Origin of the sequence: Algoriphagus sp. A40, from assembly GCF_002002735.1 — a bacterium.
Classification (GTDB): Bacteria; Bacteroidota; Bacteroidia; order Cytophagales; family Cyclobacteriaceae; genus Algoriphagus.
Genome location: NZ_MUNY01000070.1, coordinates 11,915 through 28,871 on the forward strand (window position 1 = coordinate 11,915; position 16,957 = coordinate 28,871).

A 16,957-nucleotide genomic window follows, 5' to 3' on the forward strand; every position below is an offset into this window, starting at 1 on the left:
TACTAGTTACTATTGTTGTTAATTAAACTTTGAACCAAAATACCAAGCGTGGCCAAACTGGAAGCAATTCCAAGCCAAGCTGCGGTTGTCAATCTCTCTCTTTCAGGCTTCTTCGGAACCACGATTTCAGCACCGGGTTCTAAGCGGGGATAGAATTTGAACATCAAAAGTGATTTCGTCCTTTTTGCATCACCATTTGCATATATGACATAGGATTTGCTTTTTCTCGCCTCTTCTGTAAATCCGCCTGCTTTTGAAATGTAGCTCCTGAATTTACTATTTCCTGTATAGCGTGCGGTTGTTGGTAGCAACACTTCGCCTACCATTCTTACAGTTTGAAGCTCTTTTGGAATTCTCAGAATATCTCCTTCCTGAAGAATTAGATCCTCTCCTGTCCCAGGGTTCTTGAGTATTTCCTCAAGGTTAATTCCGATGATATCCTGTTGCTTAAACCGGACTTCGTTATATAGGGTATCTCTAGAAAGTGTGTCTAATTTATTGTTGCTGTCAAATCCCTGAAGGATTCTCTTTTGTTCCTCAATCAGTCTCTGCTCTTCGATTGAAGTAATCTTGCCATCCAAGCGCTCAAACAGAATCAATTCCGCCTGATTGATCTGCTCTTTCTTCTCAGGATCTACTTTTTCCCGAATATCCCGCATAGTTTTTTCCTTAATCTGATCAGGGGTCAATTCCTTGTAATAAACTGTCCTCCTTACAAGACTGGCACCTTTCGGGTAGGCAAACTGATTAAGTCCTCCTGCCCTTTTGACCACGTCAGAAATCCGTTCATTTGCAGAGGAGATGGCAAATTCTCCAGGGTAGTTGACCTCTCCCTGTACACTCATCAAAAGTTCACGCTCGAAACCAGGACTTTTTCGGATAAACACATGATCAAAAGGCATCAAAGGCTGAATCCTTTCTTCCTCAGAAAGTTGCAGATTAGGGTCAATTGAAATAGTGATCAATTCTGCTAGTTTACCGGAACTCGCATCACGAACCCTTCTGGCTATTTCTATGTAGGAATTGGATGCGGATTGAAGAAGTCCACCGCACTGCAAAATCAAGTCCCCAACGGTCATGGCAGTAGCAAATGGATAAGTGCCGGGGGTATTGACCTCACCGGAAATTTTCACATAGGTTTCTTCCTGAATATCGTACTTACTTGGGATAAAGAGGAGGTCTTCATTTTTTAATAGTACATCTTGAGAAGTCCCGTCCAGGATTCCTTTTAAATCCAAAGTCGTAGCCGCCAATGTCAAATCATCGCTGGTTCGATACAGGGTAGCCCGATTGACAAATGCCTCAGGCTTCAGTCCCTGTGCCTTTTCAATCAACACTTTTACAGAAACACCATTTTCCAGCGCATATTCTCCTGGCCTTTGGACAGCTCCAGTGATCTGAACTCTGTTTATGTATCGGTCTAGTGCCTCGCCGATCAGGATTTCATCCCCGTCTTTTGGATTGAAGTTTTTGAAATCAGGCTGGGCCACATCGATGACTCTTCGCTCGTTGTTTTCAATACGTCTTACTGTCAGTCGATCCTTATACGCTTCACTTGTAAACCCACCAGTATAGATGTACAGATCTGAAAGTGTCTCTTCAGGTTTGACTTCAAAAAAGCCTTCTCTTCGAACTGGCCCAATAATTTCCACCCGAGCCTGCACAGGTGGGATAATGACTACATCGTTATCTTGGAGTGTAATGTTGGCCTTGGAATCTCCTTTGGACAAAAACTCATAGATATCCACCGTGGTCACCAAACGGCTGTCCCGATAGACCTGGATATTTCTGAAACTCCCGTTTTCATTTGGACCGCCGGCGGCAAACAAACCGTTGAAAACTGAGGCAAAGGATGGCAAAGTATAAGTGCCTGGCCTAGACAATTCACCCACCATGGACACTTTGATCGAACGGATATTTCCCAATCTTACTTGAAGGAATGTGCTTGGGTTTGGCCCTAATAGTCCAGAGTAAATTCTGCCCAACGAAGTTTTCAGCCTGGCCGTAGTCGCTTCAATCGATGCTCCGCCTACTTGAATCGAACCTACATTCGGAATCAAAATATTACCCTCCGAAGATACCATCGCATCGAACGACTGCTGTGATGATCCATATACGTCTATCAACAACTGGTCTCCTCCTCCAACGATATACCCCTGAGGAGTCGGAAGATTCAAACTCGGAGTGAAATCCAGATTTCTGTTGTGAAAAAGCTTGTAGCCAAAAATTTTCTTTTGAAAAGGCGTCAAATCGTAATAGGGGTCGGCCTTTCGGATGGAGTCAAATAAATAATCTGAACTGTTTTGCCCAAATTCTCTGGATTCATTCCCGCCGGTCCCTGCTGTACCTGTATTTACCGTCTTTTGCAAACCCATCATCCGTTGCCTGAGCTTGTTGGCTTCAATGGGGGAAAGCCCCTGCTCCCGGGCCATTGCTTCCAACTGGGAGGAAGTCAAACCGCTGGATTCAGCCCTTTTTATCAATTGCTCGATTTGGGCATCCGAAAGATTGTCCACCTTGAGTGTCTTCAAATCACCCAGGCTTTGAGACCAAAGTGACCCAGAAATGAAAAAGAAAACAACAGCCAGTAATCCTGTTCTGATTAAAAGAGAGAAAGAGTTTTTCAATGCTTTTGTATGAAAATGAATGTCACTCATCTATTATAATTCAAAATTGCACTTTTTGGCGAAAAAACTTGCATTTTGGTACAGCTTCGCCCTTTCAGTCACAATTCATGTGCCTAGCAAGTCAAATTGCCTAGTTAAAAAAAATCAAACTCCGGCCTGCCGGTCAAAAAGAATCAGCCCACCGGACGAAAAACGCCCGGATGCCAACGTAAAGATCACTTTTCGGTCTATTAATTGTTCCAATCGGGTGGTGAGGTGATTGAAATAGTCATCGTTGAGGCTATCTCCTGTCACCAGTACGTCAATTGTACCTGTATCGCTACCCCGCGCGATATCTCCAATCAAAACAACTTGCTCTACTTCACCCATTCGCTCCAAAATCTGCTCCAGCAGCATGTCCAAGCCTAAGTATTTCCTGATTATATCCCGGATGTTGCTGTAAAACGGATGTCGGGTATTCGCCTGATATTCGATTTTATTCTTATCAGAATGCTTAATCAATATCCCTGCCTGAGTAAGATTATTGAGCTCCTTTCGAATTGCATTCGTTGATTCACCGAACTCTTCAGCTAGACCCCTCAAATGACTGTGATTTTGGGAGTTGACAAAAAACTTGATCAAAAGCCGCAAACGGGTCTTTGATGTAATCAGGGATTCGAGCATAAAAAATCCAGTTAGTAATGAGTAACAAAGGTACTCATTCCAAGTAACTGTAAAAATAAAAATGCCTTTTTTGCAAAAAAATGAGCGTTTTTTAAAAAATCCCTAGGCTAGCCCTTGTATACATTTTCAGGGTTTTTTTGGAGCATATTTCGAAACAATACTCCGGTCCATCCGCTAAAACCTCCAAGGAGAAATCCAATAACTCCGGTCAACCCAACCAAAGTCATTCCTGATCCAAGTCCCATCAAATCACCCATTCGGTCTGGCAATGAGCTCGAGGTAGTGATGCCCAAATAAATACTCAAGCCTAACCAAGTCAATCCCATTCCAAGTCCACCTCCCAAAAATCCTCCGATTCCGTTTGGGTAAATCAGGGCACTCAGCACCCCGATTCCTATCATGACCATCCAAAAAGGGGCTATCGGGTTAAGGAAAACAACAAGGAGAACTGTAAGTATGGTTAGAAATATAAATCTCATAGCTTAATTATTTAAATGTGGTTTTAAAGAGAACATTTTCCTGATTTTCAATCGTCCTAAGACTGAAATTCAAGTATTCTCCGTTTGCCCAAATGGGGATAAAATTATCATAAAATCTGCTGCCGGGGTTTCCTGATTGGCCGCCTGGATAAATGCCAAACGCCTGAATTTCAGGACCAAGTTCCACCACCATTCTCCAACTTGCTCCATGTCGGCTTCCTGTTGCATTCAGCATTCCTGATCCTCCGCCAGTATAAATATTGCTTGCCGAAAAGGACTTGAAGTTTGGAACCAAATGCTGGATCGTGGTTTTTTTGAAATTTGACCAAGAATAATCTCCTTCCTCTGTTTCCCATTTGGACATTGCCACGAGTAAGGAATCAAATCCTGCTTTGACATGATACTCTGCAGTTTCAAAACCTTCTTGTGATCGGATATCAAAAACAGAATCTGTTGGAGACTTGGTCAACAATTCAACAGTTTGATAACTATTGGGGCGTACCAGAGGAACTTCATTGGCCATAAGTTCTCTCCAGATGCTCTCAAAGGTTTCTGAAGACCAAATGGAATAAAGCGTTTGACCCTTTTGATTGGGGTCTGCAAAAAAGTCCCACGATTTGAGTTCCTGAAGGTATTTCTCAGCTTCCGGTGAATCAGACTTGTAGGTACCCAGCAGTTGAATCAAAACAGGAAGCGCCTCCGCTGCCTGCAGGTTATAATCATCAAATTGCAAGGCTTTCATATCCTCCACTGTGATCTGCTCCATTTCCCTTAATCTCCTGTTCAGTCGTCGGTTTCGGTAATGTTCGAAAGAATTATCAAACACATAATAGGGATAAGACGGGTCGGCGGGATGCTGATTTGCAGAAGAAACAAATCCCCGTTCGGGATTGAGTGTATTGGCATTGTGCTCGTTGGGAATGTAACCCTGCCATTCCATCCGTGGATCGGATCCGTTCATCAAAAATTTGCCTTGGCCAGACCACTTCAGTGGGAATTTGCCCTGTATCCTCATGGCGATGTCTCCTTTTTTGGATGCAAAAACAAAGTTTTGGGCCGGGGCGGAATAATGATTCAAAGCATCATTATAGTCTTGGTGGTTTTTGGCTTTATTCATCAGCAAAAACGTCTTTTGCTCATTGGAACCCGCATGGACAGTCCATTTGAGTGCAAAATTCACATCCTGCCGTTCGTTTTTGAAAGTATGGTCGTATACTACCGGACCGTAATGGGTATATATGACTGAATCAATAAAAGGTTCCTGTCCTTTTACTTTAATCTCTTCAATTCGCAACTCGGTTTGCCTCACTACATTCCCATAGGAATACGAATTCCGTTTGTCATCCAGAAAGGTGATTTTGTACCAATCTCTAGCGTCTTTGGTCGCGTTGGTAACTCCCCAGGCGATGTCCTCATTGAATCCTGAAATCACTCCCAATGCCCCGGGAAGTGTCGCTCCTTTTACTTTGTGAGTAGGTGTACTCAACTGCATGGAGTACCAAAGAGAAGGTAGATTCAAACTCAAATGGGGATCATTGGCCAAAATGGGGTTCCCGTTTTTGGTTTTCTTTCCCGCCACAGCCCAGTTATTGGATCCGGTTCCTTCCACAGGTTGGGTAAGCGGACCAAGTAGCAAAGTTTCATCTGGATAGTTGATGCTGTCGGGTTTGGTCACGGCAACAGGAGTAAAGTCCCAGATCCGTTCCGCTTCGATTACTGGATCATTTTCGGTGGGGAATTCTGGAAAAAGTTTATTCAGGGTAATTTCACCGAGGATTTTTCGAAGATTGGTAAACTCCAAATCCCGGTCTCCCACCAACATGTCAGACATATATTTCAAAAGAAGGGCTGACTTAAAAGCAGTCCATGGCTCAGGCTTATAGTTCAGGATTTTATACTCTACAGGAAGTCTCGCATCGGTCAATTGGGCAATGTATTGATTCACCCCGTCAGCATAAGCCTCCATCAAGGCTAGGGTTTCGGGATCTGTTTCCTGAATAAATTTCAGACCAACTTCAGCTCCAAATACCAATCCTTTTCTTCTGGTCATTCGATCAAGGTCAATCGCAATCGGACCAACAATTTCAGAAATCCGGCCTGCGGCAGCCATCGTCTGAAACTCCATCTGCCAAAGTCGATGCTGTGCGGTCACATATCCCTGAGCACGGTAAAGATCTGCTTCGTTTTGGGCAAAAATGTGTGGAATAAGGTTTTGGTCATAAACAACTTCGACAGGTGCACTTAGGTTTTTCAGGCTTATTTCCTCGGCTGCGAGTTGATCCTCACTCAGGGTGTTTTGCCAAAAACCATGATTTGGATCCAAGAGAGGAGCTATCGGAGGTATCTGACCAATTGGCATGGAAACCAAAACAGCCAATGCTGCAGTCAGGGCTAAGACCAAAAAGAAGGATACGTACTTCATGGGATATAGTCTTTGTAAAGCTGAAGGTTAAATTTGGTTTGGATGATACCGGCTAAATTTCTACCTGATAACTGGAATCAAGGGACAAAAAAATCCCCGGTTTCGAACCAGGGATTTCCTAAAAAAAGGCCTATTGGATTGTTATTGCCAGTTTCATTTTTTCCCAGCGGATTACCAATCCAGGGGATTCTACATCAATTGTTAGTTTTTCAGATGAGCTGGCTTCCCAGGTGGGAGTGGCTTCCACTCTCAGCACATCATTTTTTTCGTCGTATTGAAAATGCCCGTGCTCAAGTTCCCAATCTTTGTTGAAAATCACGGTCCAGGCTCCCGCTTCTTTAGGGATAGTGAAAATCGAATATTTTCCTGCGGCAAGGGTTTTTCCCTCCACAGTGATATCCTGAGGTATTTCGATGTAAGTAGCCTCATTAGCACCGGTTCTCCATACCACATTGTAAGGCACCAAATCACCCCAAATAGTTCTTCCTTTTACAGATGGAGATCCATAATGAACTTTAATAGTTTTCCCGGCAATTTGTCCCTCTTTGATTTCCAAAGGACTGGGTCTTTTTTCGCTTTCAGCCGCTGTTTCGTCGGAAGACTCTTCAGCAGCAGTTTCTTCTGTGCTTTCGGTAGTCTTAGGCTGACAGGCCAAAACAAATGCACAAGTCAAGGCTAACAACCAGATATTTGACAACTTTTTCATGTGAGAGGAATGGTTTATTTATTGGGTAATTACGTAAAATTAACTGAAATCACGTTATTCCAAAGTCCCCAGAAAATTGGAAATCACTTTTTAACTACATTTTCGTTAACAGTTGGATATGCTTCAATTCTCTCCAATTTCTCTAAAACGATCAGGATTATAGAAAACTTGAAACAAAATTTACCACTTTTGGATTCGGGTACTTTCCATTTGCTCTCAACCCAGCCTAAATGAAAATTATTACCGCTCTGGTATTTTTGGTATCTCTGATACTTTATTCAAGTGTTTATATTTCACCGGAAGTTTTTCGATATGCCGGTTTACTGCCATTCCTCATTCCTATCATTCTTATTACCAATGCTTTCCTTTTGGCGATTTTGATTTTGGCATGGAGAAAGCTTGCTTTTTTACCTTTATTGGCCTTACTGATTGGCTATAAATTTATCCTGATCACTTTCCAGTTACATTCCCGGAATGAGGAAGCGCCAGGACTGAAAGTTTTGACTTACAACACCCACAGCTTTTTTTACAGAAAAGAAAAGTCGGATCCCCTTGATCCAAATGTCTTCACCTGGCTGGCCGAGCATCCAGCCGATATCAAGGTTTTTCAGGAATTTTATCAGGACAATACTTCTTCTACCCGTAATGCAGTAAAACTGCTAGGAAATGATGGGGAATACGAACATGTATTTCACGTTGTGGATGGCAATCCGCAGAAAAGAGCCCAAGGAATGGCAATTTTTTCGAGGTATCCAATTGTCAATGATGGGGTTGTTTTCGACACTCAGGTGACCAATGGAGCGATTTTCGCAGATATTCAAGTCGGCGATGACACGCTTAGGATCTACAATACTCATTTGGAATCCATGGCCATCGAGACGGGATCGCTCAACGATTACGATAAAGCCAAGCAGGTGTATCGACAGACTTTGGGCAAGCTGCATCGAGGAAGCCTTGCTCGTGCTGAGCAATTGACCATCCTTTTTGAGCATCTCAGCAACAGTCCCCATCCAGTCATTTTGATGGGAGATTTGAATGAAATTCCCTACTCTTACGCTTATTTCAAGTTGGGAGAAAAATTGGACAATGCCTTTGAAAAGGCCGGAAGAGGCTTTGAATTCACCTATAATCGTGTCCTTTTCTTTTTGAGAATCGACCATATTTTCGCAGATCCCAGCCTCAGTCCAGTTCATTTCAATACCCATCGGGAGGTGGATTATTCGGATCATTATCCTGTCACAGCGACTTTTACCTGGGAAGGATTTAAGCCTTAAGACCTCTGGCGGGTTTTCTTTCCCAGATTTTCTTCAGTGGAAAAAGCAAAACGGGAAGTAGTAACAAATCTGCCAAAAGCGCAAAAATCAGGGTAAAACTGATCAATAATCCCGTAAAATGGGTCACCCCAAACTTACTGAAACTCAGCAGACCAAACCCCACAACCAATATCACCGAGGTCAGGATAATTGCCCTTCCAGCTTCCAAAAAAGTCCTTTTTATTGCATAAAGGAAGCTTTTCCCTTTTTTCAATTCGGTTTTCAGCTTTGCCATAAAATGGATCGTGTCGTCCACGGCTATTCCAAAAGCAATTGAAAAAAGAATTGACGTAGTCAGCTTAAATTCGATCCCTAACAAAAACATCAGACCAAGCATCCAAACCAGGGGAATGATGTTTGGAATCAACAAAATCAGTGAGAGTCTCAACGACCTGAACATTAATCCTCCGATTATTCCCACCACGAGAAAAGCAACAAAGAGTCCTTGTAGCATCTGACGGGTCACGGATTCATGCCCCCGGTCCATGAGAAAAGCTGTTCCTGTCCATCGGACTTTGAGCAATCCGGGATTGATCTCCTTTTGGACAAAGTCCAGAATTTCGGTTCTTCTTTTTCCCATTTCCAAACTTCCAAGATCTGCCACACGAGAACTCATCCTTCCGGACTTTTGGTCAGAACTTATCACTTTTGGACCTTCTGTTTTAAGCAGTTGACTGAAATACCGCTTCATTCGAAGGTATTGGCCTTGAGAGGGAAAAGTGAATGCAGCGGGGCTTCCCTGGTTTTGGGCCTGATTCAAAGTTTTGACCAGACTCAATGGAGAAATGTATTGTCTTTCACCAAATGCCTCCAGGAGTTTAAGTTCAAGCTTTTCAATTTCCTGGAGCACCTCAAAGTCCAAAAGGGAAACAGAATCATTGCCTGCCTCAAGGTAAATTTCCAGAGGATTAGATCCTCCAAATTGCTCATCGAAATAGGAAATATCCTGTTGAATCGGATGATCATGTGGCAGATTGTCCAACAGGTATCCATTTACTTTCAATTGAGTTCCCAAACCAAGTGAGATCACAGTAAGCCCCAAGAATCCCAGGAGGATTACTTTTCTTTTCAAAATAATCTGGGAAAACAGGGTATGGAGAGCGGAAATAGGGTTCAGTTGGGCAGTTTTGTTTTTCGAAAGGGGAACCAGATACAGTACTCCCGGTGTAATGAAAATCAGAGCAAGAAAAATCACCAAAATCCCGATGCCTGTCCAAAGACCAAATGCTTTAAGAGCCGGTATTGAGGTGAAATAAAGGGATAAAAAACCAACAGAAGTGGTAAATACAGTCAACCAAACCGGAAAGGTGAGTTCTCTGAAAGTCTCAAAAACAGCCTGATCTTTTGGTACATTGGCATTCAGTTTTTTGATCAGTTGAGTAAAATAATGAATCAGGGCACTCAGGCCTACAATCAAAAAAATCGTCGGCTTCATTACAGACATAATATCAAGGGCTCTGCCTGAAAATAAAATCAGTGCAAATGCCCATAATACTCCAAAACTGAGTACCACTATGGGAACACAAACTCCCCACCACGATCTGAAAATCAACCATAAGGCAAGTAGCATCAGAATTAACGAGATACTTAGAAAAATCCCAAACTCCTGCTGCATCAAGGTTACAAAATCGCCTTGAGCTTGGATTTTTCCAGCCACAGCTTTCGGAGTAATTTTACTTTCGGAAAAGATCTGACGGATGTGGCCATACACTGAATCCCCTTGCTCCTTGTTCAGTCCCGGATCATGCTTGATCAAAAAAAGAATACTCTTTCCGTCTTTGGAAATTAGCGAACCTTCAAACTGGTCCAATTGGGACTTGGAAAGCTTAAGATTTTCCTCCGACTCCCAATCGAACACTTTCTCGAAACTGATCCCAAAGAGCCCGATTTTCGGCATTTCCAAATCAAGAATTGAGATGAGGGTGTCGACACCCTGGAGCGTTTTTATTTTTTCCTTTACGAGATTACTTTTTTCAACGAAAGAAACTTCTGCCACTTCTCCTGTTGAACTTTGCAATGCAATCAACAGGTAATCATTGTCACTTTCAAAGTCTTTTTCGAATTGCCTGTAAAAGGCCAAATCCGGATCATCCTCGGTAAAAAACTGCTCAAAGTCGTATTCAAATGCCAGTTGTGGAGGAAAAATCAAAATAAGAAAACTGAGAAAAATCCCGATTCCGAGAAAAGCTAAAGCCGTTGGTTTTCTGAACATTCGGTGCGGGATGGTAAGAAATGATCTTGAAAATTAAGTTACTTTTTAAAAAACCAAAGTGACTGGATTGTTTAAAAATTATTCGAATCACTTAACTTGCCGCCAAAGAATATCCCCTTAAAACATGCAGCAGTACCACGATTTGATGAGACGGATCCTGAGTGAAGGAGTCAAAAAAACTGACCGGACCGGCACCGGAACCATCAGCATATTCGGACATCAAATGAGATTCAATTTAGCGGATGGATTCCCGGTGGTCACCACCAAAAAGGTTCATCTTCGATCCATTATCGTCGAGTTGTTGTGGTTTCTCAGAGGAGAAAGCAACATTACTTGGTTGAAAGCCAACGGAGTTTCGATTTGGGACGAATGGGCTGATGAAAACGGGGATTTAGGCCCAGTCTATGGCTACCAGTGGAGACATTGGCCTGACGGAAAAGGCGGGGAAATCGACCAGATCAAAAACCTGATCCATCAGATCAAAACCAAACCGGACAGTCGTCGACATATTGTAAGTGCATGGAATGTAGCCGATGTGGACAATATGGCCCTTCCCCCTTGTCATACGATTTTCCAATTTTATGTCGCCGATGGCAAACTCTCCTGTCAGCTTTATCAGCGCAGTGCGGATGTATTTTTGGGAGTTCCTTTTAATATCGCTTCCTATGCGCTGTTTACGATGATGGTAGCTCAGGTTTGCGATCTGGAAGTGGGAGACTTTGTCCATACGTTTGGTGACGCTCACTTGTATTCCAATCACCTTGAGCAGACAGAACTTCAACTCAGCAGAGAAATCAGACCGCTTCCTACGATGAAAATCAATCCACGAGTGAAGGATATTTTCGAATTTGAGTATGAAGATTTTGAACTGGTAGGCTATGATCCGCACCCGCATATCAAGGCAGCGGTAGCGGTTTGATTGATTTGAAATTCAAAATTCAAAATTTGAGATTTCCCCAATCAAAAGTAGAATTTCAAAACTTTGGAAAAGTTAAAATCTTAAAAGCAAAAAGCCCCGAATTTCTCCAATTCGGGGCTTTTTGCTTTCAATTGCCTAATTCATATTTAAGAGTCTTCCCTTTTTCCACCGCAGGAAGCCCTTCAGTCATCCAGAGCGGTGCAGGGGCGCCTTTCAGATAGTGGTCAAAAAACTGACTCAGCCGGACTGACAAATCTTTGGCGTTTTTGCGCTGCACCAAGTTATGGTCTTCGCCATTGTACTGAAGCAACCATGCAGGCTTATCGAGTCGCTTCAAAGCCATAAACATCTCGATCCCCTGATACCAAGGCACCGATCCATCCGCATCATTATGCATGATCAACACTGGAGTCTCCACTCTGTCCATGGTAAACAAGGGGGAATTTTCCAGGAAATACAAAGGCTTCTCCCAAAGCGTTCCACCGATCCTAGATTGCGTCTGCTCGTATTGGAACATGCGGCTCATACCCGTTCCCCAACGGATTCCGCCGTAAGCTGAAGTCATGTTGACCACTGGCGCGCCAGCTCCCGCAGCTTTGAACATGTTGGTTCGAGTGATCAGGTACGCCACTTGGTAGCCTCCCCAGCTTTGGCCTTGGATGGCCATATTTGCCACATCGACGCCACCTTTTGCAATCACAGCCTGAACACCTGGAATGATGCAATTGTAGGCACTTGGTCCCGGAAGGCCCAAGTCGTACTTGATATCCGGTACAAAAACCAGGTAATCATTACTTACGAAAAACGGAATGTTCACCGTTGATCGACTCGGTGCAGGCGGACGATAGACATGGAAAGTATCGCTGTTTCGCTCGTAGAAATAGGTCATTAAAGGATACTTTTTGCCCGGATCAAATCCTTCAGGTTTGAAAAGCAAACCCTGAAGCGGTGTCCCGTCATTGGCCAGGTAAGAAATCAATTCAACAGATCCCCATTTCACATTAGCTTGCTGGGGATTGAGATAAGATGCTTTTGTCAAATTCTTGAACGTCAACTCTCCCAAAAAGACATTCGGATTTTCAGTGTAAGAACTTTTTCTGACCAATACCTCCTCTGATTCTTTAGCTTTCGTCAGACCAAAATAGTTGTGAGCTGACATCAGAAGCTGTTTTGGGGTAGACTTTCCTTCCAATCCTGTGGTATAAAATCCCGAATCTTTGCTTTGTTCATTGAAAGCCGAAAGTATCAAGGGTTCTTTGGGATCGATAGAAGTCTCATCGAATTTCAGCCGTTCCCTTCGAAACGTAATTTGGTTTTTTCTTCCCTCTCCAAGGGTAAGGTTTACCGCAGCTGATGGATTTCTCGGGTCAATTTTCCAGATATCGTATCGGTCATTGATCAAAATAGCCGCATCACCAACTAACCAACCCTCTGCACCATAATTTCCTGGCAAGGATGGTGAATCGTGCAATTCCTCGTAAAAAGAAACTTTAAGGGATTCAGTCAGATTGATTTTTGCTTTGGCAGTCAGGTCATAGGCGACCCAGGAACTGTCCCGGCTATCGTACCAGTAAGCATACCTAGCTTCGGGTGAAAGCTGGGCAAAACCAGGGGCATTTTTTTCGATCAATGTGGATTTACCAGTTTTGAAATCAAGCAAATACACATCTCTTCCGATTTGAATATCCCAACTGTAGGCTCTACGATAAGGGCTATCTGTCCATGCAAGGGCAACATCTTGAGTGATTTTATTTTCCAAAGTCACGTTTTCCAGTTGTTCGTTTCCAAGCTGAATCACCTTGCCAGTAGTCGTTTCCAGCAAAGCCAGGAAGGACTTTTTCTCGTCCGAAGACTTGGATACCAATTGCATAGGCTGGATTTCAGCATCCTGCCAACCCCAGATATCCAAGCTCACCCGCTCCTCATCCAAAATGGTTGTGTCGTTGGCATAATCATAATCTACATAATCTTGGGCTACTCCAAAAAACATCCGGCTTTCATCTTCAGAAAATCGGATGCTGCCATCCGGACTAATCCGACCACCTTCCATGATTCCCGGGGTGGATTTTTCCACTTTCTGGGAGAAGGTGCCTGCGGTTACATTATATAAATGGAGTTCGTGAACCGGCTTTTTGTGTTTCAGAGAGTCATCCGTCGCGATAAAACTCAGGTATTTTGACTGTGGTGAAAAAGTCAAACCTGAATAGGTGGTCATCTTTTCGTGAACAAGTTTACTTTCGCCGGTAGCCAAATTCAGGACATAAAGTGCTGAATTGTCCAAGGTGTCTTCTTCGGCCAAAGCGTACTGGAGAAAATCACCGTTTTGTGCAAAACCGAAAGATTTCACACGCTCAAATTCCCAGGAAGTGGTTCCTTCAAGATTCCTGACCAAAAGTTTGGTTCCGTCTGTCTTTTTGGGTTTGTCTGCTTTTTTGGTGGAGTCAGATTTGGTAGAATCTGTTTTGGTAGAATCTGCGGGATCTGCCTTTTTGGGCAAATCTTTCTCGAAATGAACCGCAATCCAGCTGCCCTTTTCTGTAGGAATGGCAAAGGATTTCACTCTGGCCAGTTTTTCGATTTTCCCGGTGGAAAGCTGAAGGATAAACAAACTGTCCTTGGGCAGGTCGTCCGCCTTTTTCTTTTTCAGCTTCATCACCCGAACCGAGTCTTTTTGCGGAGCGATCTTTCCAACTGCAAATGCATCATCCGCAGAAAATGAAAATCCGATCCCTCGCTGAATTACAGTTTTGCTGGCCGGTTTGGAAAAAGGAAAAATCTCCAACCGCGAATCTCCATCCTGAGGGCTGATCTGATATCCGACAAATTGCCCGTTTTTGGTGATCTTTTCGGAGGAAAGGCTCTCCCATCCATCGTAATCGGCATGTGTCAGGGACCTTTTTTGCTGCGCAAAATTACTTTGCGCAGCAAAAATCAATACCAGAAACAGTCCAAGGCTGTACTTTTTAAGCATGGTAAACTAGTTATTGGTTTAGGGTAAATTCTCTTTCCAAATATCCTCCTCGGGTGGAAGAAAGTTTGATTTTTCCTTTGACAGCTTCACTCCCTTCCACTTTCACTCTGAAAGTCGCGGACTTCTTCTCTCCTACACCGGTATATCCAGAATAGATAGTTTTGTCAAACAAGGTCGGCGAAGTAATAATTACTTTGGCCTTTTCGAAGCCTTTGGTCAATTCCTTGTCAAATTCCAGTGAAACACGGTCTTCCTGCACGATTTTCACCAACTTGGCTTGTTCCAAAGCAACCGGAAGTTGGCCCGTATTGCTCCATTCAAGTGTGATTTCAAATTCTCCACCTGAAAGCTTATTCACCTTCATGTCTGCAATAGTAAGCTGAGGAAGTTTTTTGGCCATAGCCAAATTAAACAAGGCCTGCTTTTTAGCCCAATTTTCCAGTTGCCATGCAGGGCCGTTTTGGCTGAAAAATTTGGGATGAAATCCACCAATTTCCACCTGACCCAAAACTGGATGGGTCATCGATGTCCAAGGTTTGAAACCTTTGCTGCCATTTGCTTCATCATCCCACATCAGCCCGTCGTATTGGTCATAAATCCCATCCCCGTCGTAATCCTTCATCGCTCCGTTGTTCCAAAGCTCGTCACCATACCAGATACTGCCAAAATAGAAATAGCCAAAATCAGGTCCGTGACCGAAAAGCGGTTCGGGTTTCAGAGGATCACCTGTCATGGTGTTTACTTTGTAGCGGGTGGAATAGGTTTCATAAACATCCCCTGCCCAAGGGTATGCGGTAAATGAAAGTCCTAGCTGATCCATTTCCTTATAAATCGCCAAATCCTGTGGGTACATCCGCTCCACAGATTTGGAAGTGGACGGTGGTCTCAAGTGCATCGGAACACTGGTGTCCATGGAATTGACCACCGAAACATTCGGATGGCTTAGGATCCAAAGTACGGTGGAGCGGGTTTCCGCTTCGCTGAGAGGATATTCCCCTGCACCGCCTTGAGTATAACCACGACCTGTCAAATCTCCTCCGGTATTAGGTCTCCAGTTTTCTGGATAATTACGATGCAGATCCAAACCTCCCACTCCATCTTCATTGTACGAACCGTCCCCGTCATTGTCGATCCCTTCAGTGTAAACCAGATATTCTCCTTTTCTGGGGAAAGTTCTTTTCATCAGCCTTCCTTTGGGATCTTTTGGATCGATTATAAAGCTGGCTTTCTCCTTTTCTTCAGCAGTTTCAGCCTTTTTTCTCAACTGATAGATGATGCCATCTCCGTCCAGGTCCTCTTCCGGATCTTCGTCCAAGAGGCCGTCTCTGTCGTTGTCATTTGGCCGGACGGTACTTCTGTTTCTTTGCTCCGTAAACAAATACATATTGGAGCCATCAGGATTGTTTTGCGGGCGGAGGTAAATAGCCTTGGAATCAATCAAAGCCGTGATCTCAGAGTCTTTGCCATAACTTTCGAGCAAATGCTGGGTCAGCCAAAGGATTGATTCGCTGGAAGTAATTTCTCCGGAGTGCCTCCCACCCTCAAAATATGCGGCTGGCTTATCCGTGTCTTTACCTGTTTTCTTATTGGTAAGAGTCATCTGATAGATCGGTCTCCCTTCAAAGGAATGGCCAATCACATAGAGGTCCACAATCTCGGGATATTGAGCAGCCCATTTTTCGTACCAGGCGTACATGACATCCACGGTATGGTACTTGTCAAAGCTGAGCTTTTCACCCGGGGTATATTCAACTTCAGGAAACTGAAACTTCTTGAAAAAGGAAGGCCCATGTCTTTCACCGGAAACCGTATAAAATTTGACTTTTTCGCTTTTTTCAGGAAAGAGCTTTTCAGGCTCAAATGGTCTGACCTGGGCAGCAGAAATGCCAGAGGCAAGGCAAGCTGCCGTAAATAGGGTGATTTTTTTCATGGGTTGAGTAAGGTTGGTTGGTTAAAAATAAGAAAGCCCACCAAAGCTTGTCACACCGCTTAAAAAAAAGACCGGATTAACCGGCCTTGCTATTTTCTGATTGTCAACTCGAATTTTTCAGGAGGATAAGTAGTAAAACCCGGTACAGGCTTGCAGTCAGGCAGTTTGCGGATCATATGGTCTAAGCGTTCTTTCAAACCTTTGTCCACCTCTCCCATCACTTCAAATCCGATTAAACGACCTTTGGAATTGACCTGCAACTGAACGATTACCTCCTCCAGGCTCTGGCTTTTTTTGGTCCGGAAAAGAAAGGGGGAATAGCTATCGATCATTTCAAGGGTATATTCTGGCCAAGCCCAATGGGAGTCCAGGTTCCTGGCAATGTTTTCTTCAATTGTAGTCAGGGGAGAAAGCTCAAGTTCTTCCACTTTGGTGAAATCACCAGAATCTGAAGAAGCAATCAGTTTATGAAGGCTCAACCTATGATATTGAACTACAGAAAGATTTATTTCACTGGGGTTTGGATTTTGCTGTGCCAAAGCATCTCCATAATCAAGAGGAATTGCAAGTGCCAGCCCCAAAAGGGCCAATGAAAAAAATCTTCGGAATAGGGTCATTTTCTGCATAGATTCAAAAGTATACGAAAATATACATTTTTAAAAATTTGAAATACAGTTTAATGTATTTTAAAAAAAATAACTGAAAACAAAAAAGT

At 43.4% G+C, this 16,957-nt stretch carries 11 protein-coding genes; 2 read left to right on the forward strand and 9 right to left on the reverse strand.

Going from position 1 to position 16,957, the window contains the following annotated elements:
• Positions 1-2 precede the first annotated feature (2 nt).
• The 5 genes from B0E43_RS17405 to B0E43_RS17425 all read right to left on the reverse strand — a co-directional run bounded on the left by B0E43_RS17405 (position 3) and on the right by B0E43_RS17425 (position 6,897).
• Complete coding sequence (locus tag B0E43_RS17405) at positions 3-2,531, reverse strand: SLBB domain-containing protein (RefSeq protein ID WP_371454713.1); 2,529 nt, start codon at positions 2,529-2,531, stop codon at positions 3-5.
• 240 nt (positions 2,532-2,771) lie between these two features.
• Positions 2,772-3,290 (reverse strand): DeoR family transcriptional regulator, encoded by a 519-nt coding sequence (locus tag B0E43_RS17410; RefSeq protein ID WP_077352122.1) that lies wholly within the window; start codon positions 3,288-3,290, stop codon positions 2,772-2,774.
• A gap of 107 nt (positions 3,291-3,397) precedes the next feature.
• Positions 3,398-3,769, reverse strand: a complete 372-nt coding sequence (locus B0E43_RS17415; RefSeq protein ID WP_077352124.1) for a hypothetical protein — start codon at positions 3,767-3,769, stop codon at positions 3,398-3,400.
• Positions 3,770-3,776: 7 nt separating this feature from the next.
• Positions 3,777-6,191 (reverse strand): penicillin acylase family protein, encoded by a 2,415-nt coding sequence (locus B0E43_RS17420; RefSeq protein ID WP_077352126.1) that lies wholly within the window; start codon positions 6,189-6,191, stop codon positions 3,777-3,779.
• 130 nt (positions 6,192-6,321) lie between these two features.
• On the reverse strand, positions 6,322-6,897 hold the full coding sequence (locus B0E43_RS17425; RefSeq protein ID WP_077352128.1) for a DUF2911 domain-containing protein: 576 nt from the start codon (positions 6,895-6,897) through the stop codon (positions 6,322-6,324).
• Positions 6,898-7,127: 230 nt separating this feature from the next.
• On the opposite strand from B0E43_RS17425, the gene B0E43_RS17430 reads away from it, so the two are divergent.
• On the forward strand, positions 7,128-8,171 hold the full coding sequence (locus B0E43_RS17430) for an endonuclease/exonuclease/phosphatase family protein (RefSeq protein ID WP_077352130.1): 1,044 nt from the start codon (positions 7,128-7,130) through the stop codon (positions 8,169-8,171).
• On the opposite strand, the gene B0E43_RS17435 is transcribed toward B0E43_RS17430, so the two are convergent.
• On the reverse strand, positions 8,161-10,422 hold the full coding sequence (locus B0E43_RS17435; protein WP_077352132.1) for an RND family transporter: 2,262 nt from the start codon (positions 10,420-10,422) through the stop codon (positions 8,161-8,163). The genes B0E43_RS17430 and B0E43_RS17435 overlap by 11 nt on opposite strands.
• A gap of 124 nt (positions 10,423-10,546) precedes the next feature.
• Here B0E43_RS17435 and B0E43_RS17440 point away from each other — a divergent pair, with 124 nt between their 5' ends.
• Complete coding sequence (locus tag B0E43_RS17440; protein ID WP_077352134.1) at positions 10,547-11,341, forward strand: thymidylate synthase; 795 nt, start codon at positions 10,547-10,549, stop codon at positions 11,339-11,341.
• A 127-nt stretch (positions 11,342-11,468) separates the two neighbouring features.
• Here B0E43_RS17440 and B0E43_RS17445 read toward each other — a convergent pair whose 3' ends face one another.
• The 3 genes from B0E43_RS17445 to B0E43_RS17455 form a co-directional block, all read right to left on the reverse strand.
• Entirely contained in the window at positions 11,469-14,312 is a 2,844-nt protein-coding gene (locus tag B0E43_RS17445; protein WP_077352136.1) for a S9 family peptidase, read from the reverse strand.
• A gap of 10 nt (positions 14,313-14,322) precedes the next feature.
• Complete coding sequence (locus B0E43_RS17450; protein WP_077352138.1) at positions 14,323-16,242, reverse strand: M14 family metallopeptidase; 1,920 nt, start codon at positions 16,240-16,242, stop codon at positions 14,323-14,325.
• Between the two features lie 89 nt (positions 16,243-16,331).
• Entirely contained in the window at positions 16,332-16,868 is a 537-nt protein-coding gene (locus B0E43_RS17455) for a hypothetical protein (protein ID WP_077352140.1), read from the reverse strand.
• Positions 16,869-16,957: the final 89 nt, after the last annotated feature.

What these genes read in the sequence shown, in the direction of transcription:
- B0E43_RS17435 (WP_077352132.1), bottom strand. Translation starts at nt 10,422, where the DNA reads ATGTTCAGAAAACCAACGGCTTTAGCTTTTCTCGGAATCGGGATTTTT.
- B0E43_RS17420 (WP_077352126.1), bottom strand. Translation starts at nt 6,191, where the DNA reads ATGAAGTACGTATCCTTCTTTTTGGTCTTAGCCCTGACTGCAGCATTG.
- B0E43_RS17450 (WP_077352138.1), bottom strand. Translation starts at nt 16,242, where the DNA reads ATGAAAAAAATCACCCTATTTACGGCAGCTTGCCTTGCCTCTGGCATT.
- B0E43_RS17440 (WP_077352134.1), top strand. Translation starts at nt 10,547, where the DNA reads ATGCAGCAGTACCACGATTTGATGAGACGGATCCTGAGTGAAGGAGTC.
- B0E43_RS17415 (WP_077352124.1), bottom strand. Translation starts at nt 3,769, where the DNA reads ATGAGATTTATATTTCTAACCATACTTACAGTTCTCCTTGTTGTTTTC.
- B0E43_RS17430 (WP_077352130.1), top strand. Translation starts at nt 7,128, where the DNA reads ATGAAAATTATTACCGCTCTGGTATTTTTGGTATCTCTGATACTTTAT.
- B0E43_RS17455 (WP_077352140.1), bottom strand. Translation starts at nt 16,868, where the DNA reads ATGCAGAAAATGACCCTATTCCGAAGATTTTTTTCATTGGCCCTTTTG.
- B0E43_RS17425 (WP_077352128.1), bottom strand. Translation starts at nt 6,897, where the DNA reads ATGAAAAAGTTGTCAAATATCTGGTTGTTAGCCTTGACTTGTGCATTT.
- B0E43_RS17410 (WP_077352122.1), bottom strand. Translation starts at nt 3,290, where the DNA reads ATGCTCGAATCCCTGATTACATCAAAGACCCGTTTGCGGCTTTTGATC.
- B0E43_RS17445 (WP_077352136.1), bottom strand. Translation starts at nt 14,312, where the DNA reads ATGCTTAAAAAGTACAGCCTTGGACTGTTTCTGGTATTGATTTTTGCT.